This window comes from Verrucosispora sp. NA02020, assembly GCF_013364215.1.
Taxonomy (GTDB): Bacteria; Actinomycetota; Actinomycetes; order Mycobacteriales; family Micromonosporaceae; genus Micromonospora.
The window spans coordinates 1,053,718-1,074,129 of the sequence record NZ_CP054923.1; the positions used below are offsets into that span (position 1 = coordinate 1,053,718).

Annotated in this window: 13 protein-coding genes; 6 read left to right on the top strand and 7 right to left on the bottom strand. The window is 71.8% G+C overall.

What is annotated here, in order from left to right:
* Positions 1-209: 209 nt before the first annotated feature.
* Positions 210-3,476, bottom strand: a complete 3,267-nt coding sequence (locus tag HUT12_RS04555) for a S8 family serine peptidase (RefSeq protein ID WP_176092572.1) — start codon at positions 3,474-3,476, stop codon at positions 210-212.
* 161 nt (positions 3,477-3,637) lie between these two features.
* Positions 3,638-4,810, bottom strand: coding sequence for a DNA recombination protein RmuC (locus tag HUT12_RS04560; protein ID WP_131051945.1), 1,173 nt, complete (start codon positions 4,808-4,810; stop codon positions 3,638-3,640).
* Between the two features lie 109 nt (positions 4,811-4,919).
* Between HUT12_RS04560 and HUT12_RS04565 the strand changes: the two genes are divergently transcribed.
* Positions 4,920-5,708 (top strand): hypothetical protein, encoded by a 789-nt coding sequence (locus HUT12_RS04565; protein WP_176092573.1) that lies wholly within the window; start codon positions 4,920-4,922, stop codon positions 5,706-5,708.
* Positions 5,709-5,844: 136 nt separating this feature from the next.
* On the opposite strand, the gene ppc is transcribed toward HUT12_RS04565, so the two are convergent.
* On the bottom strand, positions 5,845-8,631 hold the full coding sequence (gene ppc / locus HUT12_RS04570) for a phosphoenolpyruvate carboxylase (protein WP_131051947.1): 2,787 nt from the start codon (positions 8,629-8,631) through the stop codon (positions 5,845-5,847).
* A 250-nt stretch (positions 8,632-8,881) separates the two neighbouring features.
* On the opposite strand from ppc, the gene HUT12_RS04575 reads away from it, so the two are divergent.
* Complete coding sequence (locus HUT12_RS04575) at positions 8,882-9,922, top strand: S66 peptidase family protein (protein WP_176092574.1); 1,041 nt, start codon at positions 8,882-8,884, stop codon at positions 9,920-9,922.
* A gap of 46 nt (positions 9,923-9,968) precedes the next feature.
* On the opposite strand, the gene HUT12_RS04580 is transcribed toward HUT12_RS04575, so the two are convergent.
* Together HUT12_RS04580 and HUT12_RS04585 are read right to left on the bottom strand one after the other, a co-directional pair.
* Positions 9,969-10,538, bottom strand: a complete 570-nt coding sequence (locus tag HUT12_RS04580) for a hypothetical protein (RefSeq protein WP_176092575.1) — start codon at positions 10,536-10,538, stop codon at positions 9,969-9,971.
* A gap of 141 nt (positions 10,539-10,679) precedes the next feature.
* Positions 10,680-11,591 carry a cyclase family protein gene (locus tag HUT12_RS04585; protein WP_176092576.1) on the bottom strand — a complete coding sequence of 304 codons (912 nt, stop codon included), beginning with the start codon at positions 11,589-11,591 and terminating at the stop codon, positions 10,680-10,682.
* Between the two features lie 210 nt (positions 11,592-11,801).
* Here HUT12_RS04585 and mfd point away from each other — a divergent pair, with 210 nt between their 5' ends.
* From mfd to HUT12_RS04605, 4 genes are all read left to right on the top strand, one after another.
* The gene (gene mfd, locus HUT12_RS04590) at positions 11,802-15,530 is read left to right on the top strand and encodes a transcription-repair coupling factor (protein WP_176092577.1); all 3,729 of its coding nucleotides are present in this window, start codon (positions 11,802-11,804) and stop codon (positions 15,528-15,530) included.
* A 22-nt stretch (positions 15,531-15,552) separates the two neighbouring features.
* Complete coding sequence (locus HUT12_RS04595) at positions 15,553-16,296, top strand: hypothetical protein (RefSeq protein ID WP_176092578.1); 744 nt, start codon at positions 15,553-15,555, stop codon at positions 16,294-16,296.
* Positions 16,297-16,298: 2 nt separating this feature from the next.
* Positions 16,299-17,273, top strand: coding sequence for a nucleoside triphosphate pyrophosphohydrolase (locus tag HUT12_RS04600; RefSeq protein WP_176092579.1), 975 nt, complete (start codon positions 16,299-16,301; stop codon positions 17,271-17,273).
* Positions 17,274-17,422: 149 nt separating this feature from the next.
* Positions 17,423-19,042 carry a DUF885 domain-containing protein gene (locus tag HUT12_RS04605; protein WP_176092580.1) on the top strand — a complete coding sequence of 540 codons (1,620 nt, stop codon included), beginning with the start codon at positions 17,423-17,425 and terminating at the stop codon, positions 19,040-19,042.
* A 67-nt stretch (positions 19,043-19,109) separates the two neighbouring features.
* Here HUT12_RS04605 and HUT12_RS04610 read toward each other — a convergent pair whose 3' ends face one another.
* Both HUT12_RS04610 and HUT12_RS04615 read right to left on the bottom strand, forming a co-directional pair.
* Positions 19,110-19,466: a hypothetical protein gene (locus tag HUT12_RS04610; protein WP_131056620.1), complete on the bottom strand. Its 357-nt coding sequence runs from the start codon at positions 19,464-19,466 to the stop codon at positions 19,110-19,112.
* Between the two features lie 83 nt (positions 19,467-19,549).
* Complete coding sequence (locus HUT12_RS04615) at positions 19,550-20,242, bottom strand: hypothetical protein (protein WP_131056618.1); 693 nt, start codon at positions 20,240-20,242, stop codon at positions 19,550-19,552.
* Positions 20,243-20,412 lie beyond the last annotated feature (170 nt).

Below are 20,412 nucleotides of genomic sequence, written 5' to 3' on the forward strand. Positions count from 1 at the left end.
CGCTGCGGTACGCGCCCCCGGGCGCGCACCGCAGCGCCCTGTCGATCATGGAGTTGCGGCAGCGGCAGAAGGCGCGTATCACCCCCAACTGCTCGCCAAAAGTCCATGATCGGCGGGCGTGTCCGGCGGTGGTGGAGAGGACAGCGAAAAGGCGGAAGCCCGCCTCCGGGTGGACCGGAGACGGGCTTCCTGGTGGTGCGGTGGTGGTGTCAGTTCACTGCGCCGACGGAGACCGCGCCGCGGCCGACGACTGCGCCTTCGGTGGTCACCACGGTCAGCTCACCGTAGAGCGCCCGACCCGCCGACGGGGTGGACTGGGCGGTCACCGAACCCGAGAGGTTGCCGGTGGCGCCGTTGGCCAGGGTGAGCGTGCCACCCGAGGCCGTCAGGGTGCCGAGCGACGGGGACGAGAACGAGTCCCGGTAGTCGTACTGGGTGCTGCCACCCGCACCGTCCACCGCGTACGCGTCCACGACGACCCGGTAGGTGCCCGCGACCGGGTTGGTCAGGGTCACCGCCTCCTCCGAGTCACCGTCGGCCTGCTGCCCGACCAGGGTGGTGCCCCGGTAGATGAACAGGTCGAGGTCGGCGCTTGCGTTGGACGGGTTGCCGATGCGGGCGGTGAAGCTGGTGGCGCCCGCCGGCACCTCGACGGTGAACTCCTGCTTGGCCAGCTCGACGATGGTCGGCCGCTCGGTGTGCACGCTGGACAGCGGGCCACCCTGGCCGGTCACCGAGACCGGGCCGAAGGTGTTCTTCAGCGACCAGGTCACCGGGGTCGGGACACCGGCGGTGACCGCCGGCAGCTCGACCACGGCCGGCTCGACCGCGACGCCCTGTACCCGTGCCTGGAGCTGGTACGGGTTGTTCAGGGCCGGCGAGGTCCGCCGCGACTCCACCTCGATCTCCCAGACACCCGGCAGTGGGTTCTGGTAGTCACGCTCGAACGCGTTGCAGACGACCGTGCTGGCGAAGTTGGTGTAGCAGGCCAGGCTGGAGGTGCTCTCCACCGGGACGCCGTACGGGTTGAAGGCGATGAAGCGGGTCTGCGACCCGGTGGCGATGCCGGAGAGGTTCACCTGCAACGCCCCGGCACCCGGCGGCACCGTCACGAAGTACGACGTGGTGCTGTTGCGCTCCACGGTGCCCCGCGCCGAGTAGGCGAAGGCGGGCTTGCTGACGTCGTTCGAGGCCACCACGACGGCGGAGAACTCGAAGTCGATCGTGTTGGTGCGCGGGTCGTCGACCGTGACGATCGTGCCGTGGGCACCGGCGGTCTTCGGCTTCGCGGTGACCGTGATGGTCACGGTCTTGTTCAGCGGCAGCGTGACGTTCTTCGGCGCCGAGAAGGTGCCGTTGTTGCCGCGCAGGCCGATGTTGTGCTTCACGTTGCCGGTCGGGCCGCTGGTCCGGGTCAGCTTGACCTGGTACGACTTCGACTGGTTGACCTTGTGTCCGCCGTTGGCGGCGTCACACCGGTTGTAGACGCCGGTGCCGCTGTTCGGCGTGGCGAGCTGGCCGGAGAGGACGGTGCAGACCGGAGCCTCGGCGGTGTAGTCGTTCGGCTCGCTGCTCTTGCGCAGCAGCTTCCAGGCACCCGGCACGTCGAACATGCCGTAGCCCTGACCGAAGGTGGCGGTGTTCGCGATCGGCTTGGCCGAGCTGTAGATCGCCCGGCGCAGCGCGGCCGGGGTCACGCCCTGGTCAGTGGCCTTGGCGGCCGAGAGCAGCAGCGCGGCACCACCGGCGGCCTGCGGGGAGGCCATCGACGTACCGTTGGACATGCCGTAACCCGACGGGAGCGGGTAGCCGGCCTCGGCGACCGGGTTGCCGGCCTGCCAGACCGGGGTGGTGGAGATGGCAGAGCCCGGAGCGGCGATGTTCGGCTTGGCGCCACCGTCCTCACGCGGGCCGCGCGAGGAGAAGTTGAACAGGGCGTTCTTCTGCTTGACCACCGAGCCGTAGTTGGCCAGCCAGGTGTCCTTGCTGATGCTGGCCGCGACGCTGACCACGTTGGTGGACGCGGACGGGTCGCCGATGGTGTTCACACCCGGGCCGGAGTTGCCGGCCGAGATGAACATCTGCACACCGTAGGTGGTGATCAGGTTGTTGTAGAGGACGGCGCGGGCGTTGTTGCCGTCGTTGAGCGCCGGCAGGCCGCCGATCGACATGTTGATGACGTCGACGCCCCGGTTGATCACCAGGTCGGCCATGCCGGTGGTGAGCGCCGCGTACGTGCAGCCGCCGCCCCAGGAGCAGGCGCGCGAGGAGACGACCTTGGCGCCGGGGGCGGCGCCGTTGAACGCCTTGTTGCCCAGCATGCCGTACGCGGCGGTGATGCCGGCGACGTGCGTGCCGTGCGAGCCCTCGACGATGCCGATGTTGACGTAGTCGACCAGGCCGGGGCCGCCGAGCGGGGTGGTGTCGACGTTCTTGCGGTACTCGACCACGAACGACATCCGTTCGGTGATCGGAGTCGCCGGGTTGTCGGTGCCGAAGTGGTTGACGTCGAACTTCTCCTTGTAGGGCCGCATCAGGGCCTCGTCGGTGAAGTCGCCGTCCTGGTCGGTGTCCACCCAGATGTTGTTGGTCACCGGGTCGAAGAGCACGCCGAACTGGTCGGTGGTGTCCCCGTCGCGGTTGACGTCACCGCCCGGCTCGCTGTTGGCGGTGATGTTCTCGCTGAACAGGTTGAACCGGTAGGTGCCGGCCGGCGCGGTCCAGGTGCGGCCCGCGACGGTGAACGTGGGCCCGGTGACCTGCGTGATCATCGGCCGCCAGGTGGGGTCCTCGAACGGGTCGGTGGCGGTGACCCAGTCGACGATCTTGCGCTCGCCGGTGGTGGTCTTCTGCAGCGCCGGGTGGTCCAGGTCCACACCGGAGTCCATCACGCCGATGGTGACGCCGCGCCCGTCCCACTTGGGGTTCTGCTTGACGAACTTGGCCGCACCGATCTCGCCGGTCGGCATGTAGGGGTTGTCGGCGGGCGTCTTGGCACCGGGGCCGCTGAGCGTGGAGCCCTGCTTCTCGGCCTTCTTCGCGCCCGGGACGACCTCCGGCTTCGGGTCGGGGAGCTGGATCTTCTCGTCCAGGTCCACGGCGGCGACGCCGGGCAGGGTGGCGGCCGTGACCGCCTTGCCGGTCGGCACCTTCGCCAGCACGTAGCCGATGGTGTCGTAGCGCTCGGTGACGGCGGCACCGAGGTCCTTGAGGTCGTCCGCGACGTCCTTCGCCTTGCCCTTCTCGGTGGCGACGATCATCGTGACGGTGGGGGCCTTCTTCGCCTCCGCCTCGGAGAGCAGCTTGGCGTCGTGCTCGCCGAGCGCCTCGGCGGGGGTGGCCTGCGCGGCGTCGGGTCCGGCAGGAGCGGCGCTCGCGGTGGCGGTACCGCTGACCACGGTCACGGCGCCCGCCGCCATGACCGAGGCGAAGAGCGCGGCGGAGGTACGCCGGCTCAGGATTCGGGGTTTACTCACGTTCTCTTTCCTCCAGAGAACAGGGCGCCCTCAGATGCAGGGCACGCGTGAGGCGAATCCTTCGTGGTGCCGACCATCGATGTCACTACCGGCAGGTACGTTGTGACCATCTCGTGATACGCGAGACGCGCAATGTCACATCGAAGGTGGTAAGGGTCTGATTAGTCCGGCCGAATTCGACCATCCGTTGTGGAAAGACCATCGACCAGTTCCGGTGCCTGCGGCTGGCGAGGGGCGATCTCGACCTGGTTCGGCACCGCCAACTCCTGGTCGGAAACGCCCAGTTCGGCGAGCTTACGCGCGCTGACCAGCACCCGCGCCTCCAACGAACCCACCGCCCGGTTGTACGCGGTCACCGCACCGCCCAGCGACGCGCCGAGCTTGCCGACGTGGTCGCCGAGCGTCGACAACCGTCCGTACAGCTCCCGGGCCAGCGTGTGGACCGCCAGGGCGTTCCGGGCGAGCTGCTCCTGCCGCCACGACCACGCCACCGTACGCAGCAACGCGACCAGGGTGGCCGGCGTGGCCAACACGACGTTGCGGGTGAACGCGTGCTCCAGCAGCGTCGGATCGCGCTGCAGCGCCACGTCCAGGAACGGGTCGGCCGGCACGAAGAGGACCACGAACTCCGGGGTGGACTCGAAGGCCGTCCAGTACGACTTGGCGGCCAGCGCGTCCACGTGCCCCCGCAGGTGCTTGGCGTGCAGGTCGAGGTGCGTGTCCCGCCCCCGCTCGTCGCGCGCCTCCATCGCGGTCAGGTACGCGTCGAACGGCGCCTTCGCGTCCACCACCACACTGCGCCCCCCGTGCAGCCGGACCACCAGGTCGGGGCGGACCGTCTGCTGGTCGGTGGCGGCGGTGACCTGCTCGGAGAAGTCACAGTGCTCCAGCATCCCGGCGGCTTCCACGATTCGCCGCAACTGGTGCTCGCCCCACCGGCCGCGTACCTGGGGAGCGCGCAGCGCCGCCACCAACTGCTTGGTCTCGGTACGCAGCTCACCCGAGACCGTGCTCATCGACCGCACCTGTTCGCGCAGCTCCGCGTACGCGTCGACGCGGTCCCGCTCCAACTCGGCCACCCGCTGCTCGTAGCGGCGCAACGTGTCGTGCAGCGGCGCCACCGCCCGGGCCACCGCCTCCTGGGACTGGGCCGTCGCCTCGTAACTCAACGCCCGCATCGACTGCTCCAGCCGCCCCTCGCCCTCACGGGTGGCGCGCAGGGTGGCGTCCAGCCGGGCGATCTCGGTCGCCGCGCGGGCCCGCGCGGCGAACCAGCCCACCGCACCGCCGGCACCGAGACAGACGACGACGACCGCCAGAGTCGAGAGCTCCATTCCGACGAGCTTGCCAAAGATGAGCGCTTCGCGCCTCGATCGGCACCGCGTGCCGCGTCCGACCTCGTCAGGAGGTGGGCCGCTGGCAGATGGTGGGTACGTTGGAGTGGTGGAACTTCTGCTGGTCGTACTCCTTGTCGCAGGTCTCGTCGGTGCGTTCGTCTGGTGGCAGCGGGAGCGCGCCGCGCGTGAGGCCCGGAAACTCGCCGATGTCCAAGCCGACGCCCGACGCTGGTACGAACGCCTCGGTGGGCAGGTGATGACGCTCAGCGGTGACGATCCGGCGGTGCGTCAGGCGCTGGCCGACGCCGCCGAGCGGTACCACGCGGCCGGGTCGCAGATGGAGCAGGCCAGGAGCATCACGCAGTTCACGTTGGCCCGGGAGACCGCGGTGGAGGGGCTGACCTACATCCGGGCGGCCCGGACGGCACTCGGCATCGACCCCGGGCCACCCCTGCCACCGCTGGCCGCCGCGAGTGGTGCCGGCGAACTGACCGTGCCGCGCGAGGTCCAGGTGCAGGGCCAGACGTTCAAGGCCGGTCCGCAGCCGGGCCGGGACACGCCGTACTACTACCCGGGCGGGCGGATGCAGGGCCGACCGGTGCCGTCCGGCTGGTACTCCACTCCCTGGTGGAAGACGGCGCTGGGGGCCGGAGTCGGCGTACTCGGCGGCATGCTGATCGCCGACGCCCTCTTCTCGCCCTCGTTCGGCGACCCCGGCTACGACGCCGGTGCGGCGGCGGGCCTGGACGACCAGGGCGGCGACTTCGGCGGCGACGCGGGCGACCTGGGCGGTGGTGACTACGGGGGCGGCGACTACGGCGGTGGCGACTTCGGCGGCGGTGATTTCGGCGGTGGCGACTTCGGCGGCGGTGATTTCGGCGGTGGCGACTTCTGACGTCGCGTTCTGACGTCGGCGGCAGCGCCCGCAGATGTGTCGCGGCAGCGCCCGCAGATGTTAGGAAGGGTCCCCTCCTATACGCCAGGCGTTAGGAGGGGACCCTTCCTTGCAGTGCTTCCGAACCTCGCCGCGGTCAGCCGGTGTTGCGCATCCCGGCAGCGATGCCGTTCACGGTGGTGAGTAGCGCGCGCTCCAGAGCCGTACCGTCGCTCGGGGCCCGTCGGCCGCCCGGTGCGGTGGCCACCGCCCGACCGGCGGCACCGGAGTCGCGGTACTGCCGCAGCAACGCCACCTGGAGGTGGTGCAGCGGCTCCAGGTAGGTGTCGCGTACCGCCAGGGTGCGTTGCAGCACGGGGGAGTTCTCCAGCAGGTCCGGCGAGTCGGTGACCGCCAGCACCTCCCGCCGGGTCAACTCGTACTCCTCCTCGATCTTGGTGAAGATCGGGTGCAGCTTCTTCGGTACGAGGGTCTCCACGTACCGGCGGGCGATGTCGAGGTCGGTCTTGGTCAGCATCATCTCCACGTTCGACAGGAACGTGCGGAAGAAGTGCCAGTTGCGGTTCATCTCGGAGAGCACGTCGGCCAACCCGGCCTCGCGGGCGGCGGCCAGACCGGACCCCACCCCGAACCAGCCGGGCACGATCTGCCGCGTCTGGGTCCAGCCGAACACCCACGGGATGGCTCGTAGCCCGCCCAGGCCGGCGCCGGTGTTCGGTCGCTTCGCCGGCCGGGAGCCGATGTTCAACGCGCCGAGCAGCTCCGTCGGGGTGGACGCCCAGAAGTACGCCGGCAGGTCCGGGTCCTCCACCAGCGACCGGTACGACCGGAACGCCGACTCGGACACCACGTCCATCGCCGCGTCCCATCGCTCCAGCATCTCGGCGGGCTGCCGGGGCGCGGTGTGCAGCAGCGTCGCCTGGAGCGCGGCGGCCACGGTCAGCTCCAGGTTCTCCCGGGCCAGCGCGGGCAGCGTGTACTTGTCGGAGATGACCTCGCCCTGCTCGGTCACCTTGATCGCGCCGTCGAGCGTGCCGTACGGCTGGGCCAGGATCGCGTCGTGCGTCGGTCCGCCGCCGCGCCCCACCGTGCCGCCCCGGCCGTGGAACAGCCGCAGGTGCACCCCGTGTCGGGCGGCTACGTCCCGCAGCGCCCGCTGTGCCCGGTGGATGGACCACTGGCTGGTGGTGATGCCGGCCTCCTTGTTGGAGTCGGAGTAGCCCAGCATCACCTCCTGCACGTCGCCCCGGGCGGCCACCAGCGTCCGGTACGCGGGCAGCGACAGCAGCTCGTCGAGGAGTTCGCCCCCGGAGTTCAGCTCGGCCGGGGTCTCCAGCAGCGGTACGAACCCGACCCGCGCCCGACCGCTGTGCACGTCGACCAGGCCGGCCTCGCGGGCGAGCACCACCGCGGCGAGCACGTCGTCCACGCCGAGGGTCATCGAGATGATGTACGACTCGATCACCTCGCCGCCGAACCGGTCCTGCGCCTCGCGGATGGCGCTGAACACGTCGAACGTCTTGCGCGCCGCCTCGGTCAACGGGGTGTCGGCGGTGGAGAGCGGCCGACGACCGGTCAACTCGTCGGCGAGCAGCTTGGTGCGCTCCAGCCTGGTCAACGCCGGGTAGTCCTCGACCTCGCCGACCGCCCGGTAGAGCTGGATCAGCACCTCGTGGTGCTTCTCGGCGTGCTCCCGGACGTCCATGGTCGCCAGGTGCAGGCCGAACGCGGAGACGGTCCGGATGGTCGAGGCGAGCCGGCCGACGGCGGTGAGCTGCCCGGAGTTGCGGGCCAGCGAGGCGCGCAGCAGATCCAGGTCGGCGATCAGCTCGGCGGAACCCCGGTAGTCGCGCCCCGGCACGTGCGGAGTGCCCTGACGCAACCGGGCCCGCGTGTTGGCCAGCTTGGCGCGGACGCAGCGGGCCTTGAGACGGTACGGCTCCTCGGCGTTGACCCGGCGGAACCGGGGCGCCACCTCGGGCAGCGCGTCCAGGTCGGCGGCGAGGCTGGCGGAGAGGTCCAGCGACACGTTGCGCAGCCGGCGGGAGACGGAGACCTCGTTGATCAGCTCATCCATCGCCGCCTCGGTGGCGGTCAGCCCGTGCTCGTGCTGGATGGCCAGCACCTCACGGGTCACCGTCGGGGTGACGAAGGGGTTGCCGTCGCGGTCGCCGCCGATCCAGGTGCCGAAGGTCAGCGGACGGGCGGTCGGCGAGGTCTCCACACCGAGGGTGCGCAGCGTCTCGGCGAGGTCGTCGAGCACCTGCGGGGCCGCCTCGGCGTACAGGTCGCGCAGGTAGTAGATGGCGTTGCGCGCCTCGTCGGTCGGGTCCGGCCGGTCCAGCCGCAGCTCGTCGGTCTGCCACATCAGGTCGAGCAGCTCGGCCAGCCGGCGGTTGGCCGGGCCCTCGTCACTGGCCCCGTAGAGGATCGCGTTGGCCGTCTCGGTGTCCAGCTCGTCGGCGATGGCGCGGAGCTTGGACAGGATCGAGCGGCGGGCCGCCTCGGTCGGGTGGGCGGTGAAGACCGGGCGTACCGCCAGCCGGCGGGCCACCGACGCGATCTCCTCGGCCGGTACCCCGCGCTCGGCGATCATCTTGGCCGCCTGGTCCAGCCAGCCACCCTGCACAGCGCGCCGACGCCGCAGGTCCCGGGCCCGGTGCACCTGCTCGGTGATGTTGGCCAGGTGGAAGTAGGTGGAGAAGGCGCGGGCCAGTTTGGTGCCGGTGGTCACGTCGAGCCCACCCAACCGCCGGGCGGCGGCGGGGGCGTCGGTGCGTACCTGGGCGCGGATCTCCTCGACGAGGTCGAGCAGGGGGCGGCCCTCCTGGCGGGCCAGGGTCTGCCCGAGCAGGGTGCCCAGCCGGCGGATGTCGGCGCGTAGGGCGGCGTCGGGCCCGTCGTGATCGTGCTGGTCGGTCACCGTGCGCTCCTTACGTGAGTACGAAGGACAGCGCTGTCCGACTTCCCCGATCGTATCCGCGCGCACCCGGTTGTAAGGAGGGGCCCCTTGTTATCGCCTTTTGTATAGGAGGGGTCCCCTCCTTTCACCCGGAAGGAGGAGTGAGGGACGTCCGCGCTGGTGGCGCCCCATGCAGCGGGCAGATCCGGGGTCGAGCCCGCCCACCCGCGGTGATCAAGGCCACGCCGCCGATGGGCGGTACCGTCGGCCCATGCCGTCGTTGCGCTACCCACCGAAGCCCCGCCCGGGGGACCGGGTCGCGGTCGTCTCGCCCTCCGCCGGACTGCCGGGCCTCTTCCCGCACGTGTACGAGTTGGGCCTGCGCCGACTGCGCGAGGAGTTCGGGCTGGAGCCGGTGGAGTACCCGACCACCCGCGTCATGGGTGCCGACCCGCGGGACCGGGCCCGCGACCTGACCGAGGCGTTCGCCGACCCGACGATCACCGCCGTGCTGGCCACCATCGGCGGCGACGACCAGATCACCGTCACCCCGCACCTCGACGACGACGTGCTTCGCGCCAACCCGAAGCCCTACTTCGGCTACTCCGACAACACCAACCTGCTCCATCACCTGCACCGCTTGGGGATCGTCGGCTACCACGGCGGGTCGGTGCTGGTGCACCTCGGCCGCCCCGGCGCGCTGCACCCGATGACCGCCGACTCGCTGCGCGCGGCGCTGTTCGGCTCCGACTGGTACGACCTGTCGGCGGCGCCGGAGTGGGGCGACGAACCGGCCGACTGGAACGACCCGGGCTGCCTGGCGGCGGAGCCGGTGATGTTCGCCGGTGCGGGCTGGCGCTGGCAGGGACCGGCCACGACGGTGACCGGCCGCACCTGGGGCGGCAACCTGGAGGTGCTGCACTGGCTGCTCGCCGCCGACCGGGTCGCCCCGGCGGAGTCGTTGCGGGGGTCGGTCTTCCTGATCGAGACCTCGGAGGAGTTGCCGCCCGCCGTCGAGGTCTACCGCATGTTGCGCAACCTCGGCGAGCGCGGCCTGCTCGCCGGCTTTCCCGCCGCACTGGTCGGCCGCGCCAAGGCGTGGAACTTCGACCGCCGGCTCACCCCCGACGAGAAGGCCGGCTACGCCCGGGAGCAGCGCGCCGCCGTGACCCGGGCGTTCGCCGAGTACGCCCCCGACGCGGTGCTGGTCTTCGACGTCGACCTCGGTCACACCGATCCGCAGTTGATCGTCCCGTACGGCGGGGAGGTGCGGGTCGACGCGGTCGACCGCCGCATCTCGGTCCGCTACTGACGGCCCGTGTCCCGGGGCGGCGGCCGGACCACCACCCCGGGGGCGCTCAGGTGAGCTGGCAGCGGCCGGCGCTGTAGTGGGCGACGGCCGCCAGGATCTCCGCCTCGGGCTTGTCCGCGAAGTTGAGGGTGGCGACCAGGCCGGAGCCGTACAGGACGTTCAGCGGCGCGCTGTCGAACGCCGTGTAGCCGCCCAGGTTCGGCATCGTCGCCGGATTGTGCGGCTTGACCACCAGCATCTTCTCCAGGCTCCACCGGCGGCGGGAGATCTGCGCGACGGCCTCCCACGGCAGCCAGATCGCCTGACCACGGGTGGGCCGGCTGCGGATCCAGAGGCCCTCGTGGCTCAGTGCGAGCACCGGCCCGCCGGAGCCGATCAGCCAGAGCTGGAGGCCGACTGGCAGGGCGACCAGGAGGAGCAGACAGCCCAGCGCGATCGCCAGGCCGAGTCCGGCGCTGCCGCGTTCCGCCGAGTTCATGGAGCCGAGAACGAGGAAGCCGGCACAGCAGGCGAGCGGGCCGAGGGCGGCCAGCAGGACGCCACCGATGACCAGACCGCGCTTGGCGAGGTTGGGGCGTACGACGAAGGGCTGGTCCTCGGGGATGCGCTTGACCACGGGGGTCGGGTGCGGACCCGACGGCCAACCGCCGTGCGAAGACTGGGCGGGTTGACCGCCGTACGGCGGCTGGGCGGGTTGACCGCCGTACGGCGGCTGGGGCGGGTGTCCGGGCGGCGGGTAGGTCACGGTTCTCCGGTCTCAGTCGATACGGGCGTAGGCGCGGACGGGGAAGGTACCCATACCGGCGACCTTCGGCGGGGCGGCGGTGAATCGGAAGCCGTCGGGCGGAAGCTGGTCCAGTCCGGTCAGATGCTCCACGATCGGGACACCGGCGGCCAGCAGGATGCTGTGCGCGGGACGCGTACCGCCCGCCGCCGGGCTCATGTCGTCGATGTTGATCGAGTCGATGCCGACCAGGGCGACACCGGCGTCGACAAGCGCCCGGGCGCCGTCGCCGGTCAGGTGGGGTGCCTCCGGTGCGCCGTACCGGGCGGTGCCGAAGTGCGCGTCCCAGCCGGTGTGCAGCAGCACTGCCTTCCCGGCGACGTCGTACGGCGCCAGCAGCAGGCGGTCCACCGCACGGGTGCCGACGGGCAGGCGCACCACGAGCGCGGGCAGCTCGGCCAGGCGGTCCAGTCCGACGCCGGCCAGGTCGCTGCCGTCGGCGTAGCGGTGCGCGGGGGTGTCCAGGTACGTCCCGGTGTTGGCGATCATGTCGATCCGCCCGACCTGGAACTCGGTGCCCGGGGCGTAGGCGCTCCGGGAGTCCTCCCGGGTCAGCCACTCGGTGATCCGGGGCGTCGGCCAGCCGGGCAGGGTGGTCATCCCGTCGGTGACGACATGACTCAGCTCGACGAACCGGTGGCCGGTGCCCGGGGCGGTGGCCGCGACGCCGCGACCGCCCTTGTGCGGCTCCTCGACGATCGTCGTGCCGGTGATGCGGACCTCGGCCACCATCAGCAGCCCGAGGTGCCGGACGAAGAGCGCCGCCAGGTCCTCGTCGGTGATGCTCCGGCCGGGGATGTCCAGCCGGAAGCCCTCGGTGCGCAGACCGCCGCCGTTGGCGAAGGTGACGTCCGCGTCGAACTGTGCGCGAAACTCCCCGTTCATGCCGGGCAGCCGACCACAGCGCCCGGCAGTCGTCAAGATCCTGCTGGTGGCCCCGACCGTACGCGCGGACCGGCAGGCCGCGGGCGTGCCGGAGCCCGGACGTCGTGGACGGCGGTGGATCGTCCGACCGGAGAGATAGTGTCGACCGGTGGAACCCCCCGTCCGGACGGACGCGGGGCGATCGTCGTGTCCTCACCCGCGGAAGTGATCATGACTGCGCTCACCGGACTGTTCGCCGCCGCCCTGGCCGACCCGGGGCTGGCCCGTGTGCGTGACCTGGCGCGCTCGGGTGCGGCCCAGGTCGACGGCCTCGACCTGACCGCGCCACCGGCGTTGCGCCCGTTCGCGGTCGCCGCCGTCGCCGCGGACCCCGCCGAACAGGGGCGGGACGCGACGGTCGGCGGTGCCGGGCGGCCGGTGCTGGCGGTCACCGCCACCAGCCGTGAGGCGGAGGACCTGGTGGCGGCGCTGGGTGGGCTGCTCCCCGCCGAGCAGGTGGCGATCTTCCCGAGCTGGGAGACGCTGCCGCACGAGCGGCTCTCGCCGCGCTCCGACACGGTCGGTCGACGGCTGGCGGTGCTGCGCCGGCTGGCCCACCCGGACTCGGCGGACGCGCACGGGCGCACCGGGCCGCTGCGGGTGGTCGTGGCGCCGGTCCGGTCGATGCTGCAACCGCAGCTCAAGGGACTCGGCGACCTGGAGCCGGTGCGGCTGTCCGCCGGGGACGAGGCCGACCTGGAGCAGGTGGCGCGCCGGTTGACCGACATGGCGTACGCGCGGGTCGACCTGGTCACCAAACGGGGCGAGTTCGCCGTCCGTGGCGGCATCCTGGACGTCTTCCCGCCCACCGACGAGCACCCGTCGCGGGTCGAGTTCTGGGGCGACGAGGTGGAGGAGATCCGCACCTTCGCCGTGGCCGACCAGCGCACCATCGAACAGGTGCCGCAACTCTGGGCACCGCCCTGCCGGGAGCTGCTGCTCACCCCGGCCGTCCGGGAGCGGGCCGCCGAGCTGGCCGGGCAGCACCCCGAGCTGGCCGAGATCCTGGACAAGCTGGCCGGCGGCATACCGGTGGAGGGCATGGAGTCCCTCGCCCCGGCGCTGATCGGCGACGACTCGATGGAGTTGCTGCTGGACTGCATGCCCGAGGGCACGCATGTCCTGCTCTGCGACCCGGAGCGGATCCGCACCCGGGCGCACGACCTGGTGCGTACCTCTGAGGAGTTCCTCCAGGCCAGCTGGGCCGCCGCGGCCGTCGGCGGCCAGGCCCCGATCGACCTCGGCGCCGCCGCCTTCCGCACCCTGGCCGACGTCCGCGCGGCCGCCGCCACGCGGCGCCGGCCCTGGTGGACACTGTCCCCGTTCGGGATGGCCGACGACCTTCATTCGGTCCGGAGTGCCGGCCACCGGCGCGGAGGCCGAATTATGGCCGAGCCGGACGCCGCCCCGGAGCGGCAGCCGTGGGAGGACGCGCCGGAGGCGGTCGACGTCACCCCCGACGACGCCATCGCGGTGAGCCTGAGCGCCCAGCCCGCGCCGCTCTATCACGGCGAGACCGACCGGGTGGTGGCCGACCTGACGCGCTGGACCGGTGAGGGCTGGTCGGTCGCGCTGGTCTTCGAGGGGCACGGCCCCGCCCACCGGGCCGTCGAGGTGCTCCGCGACGGTGGCCTGGGCGCCCGGATGACCGAGCAGGTCCCGGACGCGCCCGTGTCGGGCGAGGTCCTGGTCACCTGCGGCAGCCTCACCGGCGGCTTCGTCGACGAGGCGGCCCGGTTCGTGCTGCTCACCGGCAGCGACGTCACCGGTGGCCGGGGCGTCTCCACCCGGGACATGCGCAAGATGCCGAGCCGGCGGCGCAACACGATCGACCCGTTGGAGCTGCGGGCCGGCGACCACGTGGTGCACGAGCAGCACGGCATCGGCCGGTACGTGGAGCTGGTGCAGCGTACGGTCAACGGCGCGTCGCGGGAGTACCTGGTCATCGAGTACGCCGCGAGCAAGCGCGGCCAGCCCGGCGACCGTCTCTTCGTCCCCACCGACCAGCTCGACCAGCTCAGCCGGTACGTCGGTGGTGAGCAGCCGACGCTGCACAAGATGGGCGGCTCGGACTGGCAGAAGTCCAAGGCGCGGGCCCGCAAGGCGGTCAAGGAGATCGCCGCCCAGCTCATCCAGCTCTACGCCGCCCGCAAGGCGTCCAAGGGGCACACCTTCGGCCCGGACACCCCGTGGCAGCGGGAACTGGAGGACGCCTTCCCCTGGCAGGAGACGCCCGACCAGCTCGCCGCCATCGAGGAGGTCAAGCGGGACATGGAGCAGAGCGTCCCGATGGACCGGCTGATCTGCGGCGACGTCGGCTACGGCAAGACCGAGATCGCGGTACGCGCGGCGTTCAAGGCGGTGCAGGACGGCAAGCAGGTGGCCGTGCTGGTGCCCACCACCCTGCTGGTGCAGCAGCACTACAACACGTTCGCCGAGCGGATGAGCCAGTTCCCGGTGACGATCCGGCAGCTCTCCCGGTTCCAGACGCCGAAGGAGGCCGAGCAGACGCTCGCGATGGTCGCCGACGGCACCTCCGACATCGTCATCGGCACCCACCGACTACTGGCGGCTGCCACCCGCTTCAAGTCGCTCGGGCTGGTCATCGTCGACGAGGAGCAGCGGTTCGGTGTCGAGCACAAGGAGCACCTGAAGTCGATGCGGGCCGCCGTCGACGTGCTGAGCATGTCGGCGACCCCGATCCCGCGCACCCTGGAGATGGCGATCACCGGCATCCGGGAGATGTCCACCATCGCCACCCCGCCGGAGGAGCGGCATCCGGTGCTCACCGCCGTCGGGGCGCAGGACGACCGGCAGGTGGCCGCCGCCATCCACCGCGAGTTGCTCCGTGACGGACAGGTCTTCTACCTGCACAACCGGGTCGAGTCGATCGAGCGGGCGGCCCGCCGGCTGCGCGAGCTGGTGCCCGAGTCCCGGGTCGCGGTGGCGCACGGCCAGATGGGCGAGGACGCCCTGGAGAAGGTCATGGTCGGCTTCTGGGAGAAGGAGTTCGACGTCCTGGTCTGCACCACGATCGTGGAGTCCGGCATCGACATCCCGAACGCCAACACCCTGATCGTGGAGCGGGCCGATCTGCTCGGCCTGGCCCAGTTGCACCAGATCCGGGGCCGGGTGGGCCGGGGCCGGGAGCGGGCGTACGCGTACTTCCTCTATCCGCCGGAGAAGCCGCTCACCGAGCACGCGCACGAGCGGCTGGCCACCATCGCCCAGCACACCGAGTTGGGTGCCGGCATGTACGTGGCGATGAAGGACCTGGAGATCCGGGGTGCCGGCAACCTGCTCGGCGGCGAGCAGTCCGGGCACATCGAGGGCGTCGGGTTCGACCTCTACGTCCGGATGGTCGGCGAGGCGGTGCAGGCGTTCAAGGGCGAGCGTCCCGAGGAGGAGACGGACGTCAAGATCGACCTTCCGGTGGACGCGCACCTGCCGCACGACTACGTCGGCGTGGAACGGCTGCGCCTGGAGATGTACCGCAAGCTCGCCGAGGCGCGCGACGAGGAACGGCTGCGCGAGGTGGCGGCCGAGATGACCGACCGCTACGGCGAGCCGCCCGCACCGGTGCAGAACCTGATCGCGGTGGCGCGGTTCCGGCTGCTGGCCCGCCGGTACGGCCTCACCGACGTCAGCGTGCAGGGCAAGCACCTGCGCTTCGGCCCGCTGCCGCTGCCCGACTCGAAGCAGATGCGGCTCAAGCGCTACCACCCGGACTCGGTCTACAAGTCCGCGCTCGACCAGGTCAGTGTGCCCCGGCCGACGACCCGCCGGATCGGTGGCGAGCCGTTGCGCGACCAGGCTCTGCTGGAGTGGTGCGCGCAGCTGCTCTCCGACGTCCTCGGCGCCCCGGCGGTGCCTGCGGGTGCGGGTGCCACCGGTGGGTAGGGGGCATGAGAGAGTGACGGGCATGCGTGCTCGCCGTCTTGTCGCCGTCGCCAGCGTGGCGGTCGGCCTCGTCGCCCTCTCCGGTTGCCGTTCCGAGCCCGGTGTCGCCGCGTACGTCGGTGACCACCGGATCACCGAGGACGCCGTCACCGAGGTCATCGACGACGCCCGGGCCAAGAACCCGGAGCCGACCGAGGCGGCCGAGCAGGTGCCCGGCCAGCAGCAGGTACGCCTGCCCGGGCGCAGCGAGGTGGTGAGCACCCTGGTGCTCGGCCAGGTCTGCGAGCGGATCTCCGCCGCCGAGGGTTACCGCCCCCAGGGGCAGGCCGAGGCGGCGCAGGTGGCCCAGCAGCTCGGCATCAGCCCCGAGGCCACGTACGCGCGGCAGGTCGCCGAGCTGTACACCTGTCTCTCCGGCATCCCGGTCGGCTCGCCGGTGGCGCCGACCGAGCAGGATCTGACCGAATTGGTCGCGGCGGGCAAGCGGGCCGGTGCGGTACCCGCCGACGTGACCGTCGAGCAGGCCGCCCCGCAGCTCGACGGTGAACAGCTCCGGCAGGCGCTGGCGACCCGCAACGCCCTCTCCGAGGCGGTCGACACGTACGACGTGACGGTCAACCCGCGCTACCGTCCGCTGCAGTTCCCGGTGCTCAGCTTCGCCGGCCAGGCGGTGGCGGTGGGTGTGCCGCTGGGTGAGCCCGGTTCCGACGCGGTCACCGACGTCTCCACCCCGAGGCCGGTGCAGACCGGCCCGGCAGACAGCTGACCGTGCCTCGGATCGTCCTGCTGGTTACCTCACCCCGGTTGCCGGCCGGTCTGCTGACGGCGACCGCCTGGGACGTCGTACGCGCCGCACCGGTGCTCGCCGGAGCGGAGAGCGAGCTGACCACGGCCCTGCGGGTGGCGGGCGCCGATCTGCGGGTCCTCGACGGGCCGGCGGTGCCCGCGTTGCTGGAGGCGTCGGCGACGCACGAGACCGTGGTGTGGTTGGCCGGTCCCGCCGGCGACGAGTCGCTGGCCCGGGAGCTGGGGTTGCGGCTGGCCCGCGAGCCGGGGCTGGCGGAGCTGGAGCTGATGTACGGCTCGTGGGATCCGCCGGGTGCCCGGCTGCTCGACGCGGTTGCGGTGCTGGACCGGCTGCTCTCGCCGGGCGGCGATCCGTGGAAGCGGGCGCAGACCCATCAGAGTCTGGCCGGTTTCCTGCTGGAGGAGTGCTACGAGGCGTACGACGCGATCGGCGCCGGGGACACCGACGCGCTGCGCGAGGAACTGGGTGACGTGCTGCTCCAGGTGGTGCTGCACGCCCGGTTGGCCGAGGAACTGCCCGAGGGTGAGCGGTGGACCGTCGACGACGTGGCCGGTGGCCTGGTCGACAAGATGGTCCGGCGTAACCCGCACGTCTTCGCGGACGCCCAGGCGGGCAGCCTGGAGGAGATCACCGCGAGCTGGGAGCGGATCAAGCAGGCCGAGAAGTCCCGCGACTCGGTGCTCGACGGCATCGCGGTGAGTCAGCCCGCGCTGGCGCTGGCCGCCCAGATCCTGGAACGCGCCGCCCGAGCCGGGCTCGGTGTCGCGCTGCCGTCGCCGGACGCCCAGCCGGATGCCGAGGCCGCCCTGGGTGCCGCCCTGCTGACCGCCGTCGCCGAGGCCCGTGACGCCGGGCTGGACCCGGAGACCGCCCTGCGTCGCGTCACCCTCGCCCACGCCGAGTCCATCCGCAAGGCCGAGTCCCCCTCCCGCTGAGGCACCGGCACTCCCCGGATCGTGGCAGTGTGGCTGGCGCTGCCCCGGCGTGTCGAACAGCTACGCTGCCACGCTCCTCTTGAGGGAAGGCATGGCGCGGACGAGGGCGGGCGGAGGCTGGGGGTGGGTCGGGTGGTTAGGGTCGGGGGGTGGAGAAGTTCGAGGTGGTGGCGGAGCGGATCGTCGAGGCGTTGCTGGTCAGTCGGCCGGGGGTGGCCACCTCGGTCGGGGACCACCGGTACGACGACCGGTTGCCGGATCTCTCCGCCGACGCGGTGGCGGCCGACCGGGCCATGCTCGTGGACGCGGCCAGCGTGCTGTGCGAGATCGACCCGGACCCGGGTGACGTCGAGGAGCAGGTGGATCACGCACTGCTCGCGGCGGCTGTCGACCGGGAACTCTTCGAGCTGACCGAGATCCGGGCACACGAGTGGGACCCGCTCGCGCACAATCCCGGTCCGTTGCTGCACGCCCTCGTCGCCCGGCCGTACGCGCCGATCGAGGAGCGGCTGACCGCGCTCGCCGGCCGGCTCGGCGCCGTACCGGACGCGTTGGCGACCGCGCGGGCGACGCTGCGCGACATGCCCCGGATCCACGCCGAGACGGCGGTCGGGCAGTTCACCGGTGCCGCCGCGCTGGTCCGGGACGAGGTGCCGGAACTGCTCGCGCAGGCTCCGGCACTGGCCGACCGGATCGAGCCGGCGGCGACTGCGGCGATCGCCGCGCTGGAGGAGTTCGTCGCCTGGCTGCGTCTCGGGTTGGCCGCCGACGACGGGTCGGGGCGGGATCCCCGGTTGGGGCGGCGGCGCTGGGAGGCGCGCCTGTGGCACACGCTCGACACCGAGTTGGGCGCGGCCGAGATCCAGCGGCGGGCCTGGGCAAACCTGGACCGGGTCGGCGAGGAGATCCGCGCGGCGGCGGTCGAGCTAGTCGGTGGTCCGGCCGACGACGAGACGGTACGCCGCGCGTTGGACCTGCTCGCCGCCGAGCACCCGGACGACCACACCATCGTCGACCTGGCCTCGATCACGATGGACGAGGCGAGTGACTTCGTCCGCGCGTACGACCTGGTGAGCGTGCCGGAGGACCCCTGCGTGATCCAGGTGATGCCGCAGTTCGCGCGCGGCGTGGCGGTGGCCTACTGCGACGCGCCGGGCGCGCTGGAGATCGCCGACCTGCCCACGTTCTACTGCATCGCGCCGGCTCCGACGGACTGGTCGGCGCACCGGGTGGAGTCGTTCTACCGCGAGTACAACGATCACATGATCAGGAACCTGACCGTGCACGAGGCGATGCCGGGTCACTTCCTCCAGCTCGCCCACGCCCGTCGGCACCGGGGCACGACCCGGGTCCGGGCGCTGACCCGGTCGGGTCCGTTCGTCGAGGGTTGGGCGGTCTACGCCGAGGAGCTGATGGCCGGGCACGGGTTCGGCGGGCTACCGGTGCGGTTGCAGCAGCTCAAGATGCAGTTGCGGATGACCCTCAACGCGTTGCTGGACCAGTTGGTGCACGCCGAGGAGGTGCCCGAGGCGGAGGCGATGGCGCTGCTGACCGGGCGGGGCTTCCAGGAGGAGGGTGAGGCGGCCGGCAAGTGGCGCCGCTCGCTGCTCACCTCGGCCCAGCTCTCCACCTACTTCGTCGGGTACGCGGAGGTCGCCGACATCGCCGGGGCCCGCCCGTCCGAGGTGCCCCTGCGGGACTGGCACGACGAGATGCTGGCGCACAACTGCCCGCCGCCGCGCCACCTGCGTACCCTCCTGGGGGTGTGAGGCCGCCGTTGGTGGGACCAGCCGAGCTGTCACCGCTCAGCCCGTCCGCAGCAGCCCACCCGGCGGATCATCGATCCAGGAGCCGGATGGCCAGGGCGACCAGGGCGCAGCCGGCCAGCCCGATCACCGCGGCGACGGTACCGGAGAGGATCGGGCCGGCGGTCCACGCGGCGCTGCGTACCCGGATCGCCATGGTCCCCATGCCGATCGCGCTGCTCAGGACGAACACGAGCGCCCCGAAAGCGATGGCGGCGAAGAGGATCAGGTCTTCCCAACCGTCCACGCCGGTTCGGGACTGCCAGGCGACCCAGCCGACGAAGGCGATGTAGAGCACCGCGTACCACGCTGGCACGGTGACGATCGCGACGACCCGGTCGCGGCGGCTGCGGAGCTGGCCGGGGGCCGGACGCTGAGTTTCGGTCATGGTGTCACTGTGGCCACCGCGGGCCGGTCGGCGCGTGAGTAGCACTACTCAGGCGCGCTTCTGGGGTGAGAAGTGCGAAATGCTTAGGAATCGCTCGGTCGGCGGTCCACCACGCCGGCGCCCGGCGGCAGCTCGAACGCCGCGCCGTCGACCTGCTCCTGGTAGCGGCTCAACGCCAGCTCCACCGGTACGCCGTCGATCTGGCCGGTGAAGCTGCCGAGCACGCCCTCTCCGGTCACGCAGGCGTTGAAGCTCCCGGCCGTCTGGCGGACGTCGACGCAGGTGGCGTGGTGTCCGGCGACGGTGGTCTCGCTCTGGGTGATGACCGCTCCGGGGTCCAGCGCGGCACTGGTCAGCAGGCCCATCACCAGCGGCGGCGTGACCAGGCCCTCGCGTTCGGCGGCGGCGAAGACGACCACCGGCGGCTTGCTGTTCGGGGCGGGCGGCGCTTCGAGCGTGCAGACCGTGCGCCCGTCGTCGGCCTCGCAGCGGGTGGTCGCCTCGGCGGTGGCGGTCAGCTTGCCGTCCGGCCACTCGTACGCGGACCGGGCCGGGTCCTGGGACTGGTTGATCGACGCGGTGCGTCCGCCCGCGAGTTGGTACTGCGCCGAGTAGGTCAACTCCAGCGCCCGGTCGATCCGGGCGGCGAGGTCGTTGACCACGTCGGCCCGTCCCATGGCCCGTCCGGCGTCGTCCAGAGCCTGACAGCCGGTGACGGTGAGCAACGCAATGACCGACACGGCGAGCGTACGGAGGGTGGTCGAAGCGGCGGGCATGGCGCCAAGCCTGATCGATCAGGTCCCGCTCGTGCAAACCCGTTGCCGGTTGACGCACGAGAATTCGGGAATGTCCGACCCGTCGGCGCTCACGGAGCGGGTCGCGGCCCGCCCGGTCGCGGTGCGGCGGAACGGGGACCGATACGCTGCGTTCAACACCTGCCTCAGCC

What these genes read in the sequence shown, in the direction of transcription:
- HUT12_RS04560 (WP_131051945.1), bottom strand. Translation starts at nt 4,810, where the DNA reads ATGGAGCTCTCGACTCTGGCGGTCGTCGTCGTCTGTCTCGGTGCCGGC.
- HUT12_RS04575 (WP_176092574.1), top strand. Translation starts at nt 8,882, where the DNA reads ATGCCGTCGTTGCGCTACCCACCGAAGCCCCGCCCGGGGGACCGGGTC.
- HUT12_RS04585 (WP_176092576.1), bottom strand. Translation starts at nt 11,591, where the DNA reads ATGAACGGGGAGTTTCGCGCACAGTTCGACGCGGACGTCACCTTCGCC.
- mfd (WP_176092577.1), top strand. Translation starts at nt 11,802, where the DNA reads ATGACTGCGCTCACCGGACTGTTCGCCGCCGCCCTGGCCGACCCGGGG.
- HUT12_RS04595 (WP_176092578.1), top strand. Translation starts at nt 15,553, where the DNA reads ATGCGTGCTCGCCGTCTTGTCGCCGTCGCCAGCGTGGCGGTCGGCCTC.
- HUT12_RS04610 (WP_131056620.1), bottom strand. Translation starts at nt 19,466, where the DNA reads ATGACCGAAACTCAGCGTCCGGCCCCCGGCCAGCTCCGCAGCCGCCGC.
- HUT12_RS04615 (WP_131056618.1), bottom strand. Translation starts at nt 20,242, where the DNA reads ATGCCCGCCGCTTCGACCACCCTCCGTACGCTCGCCGTGTCGGTCATT.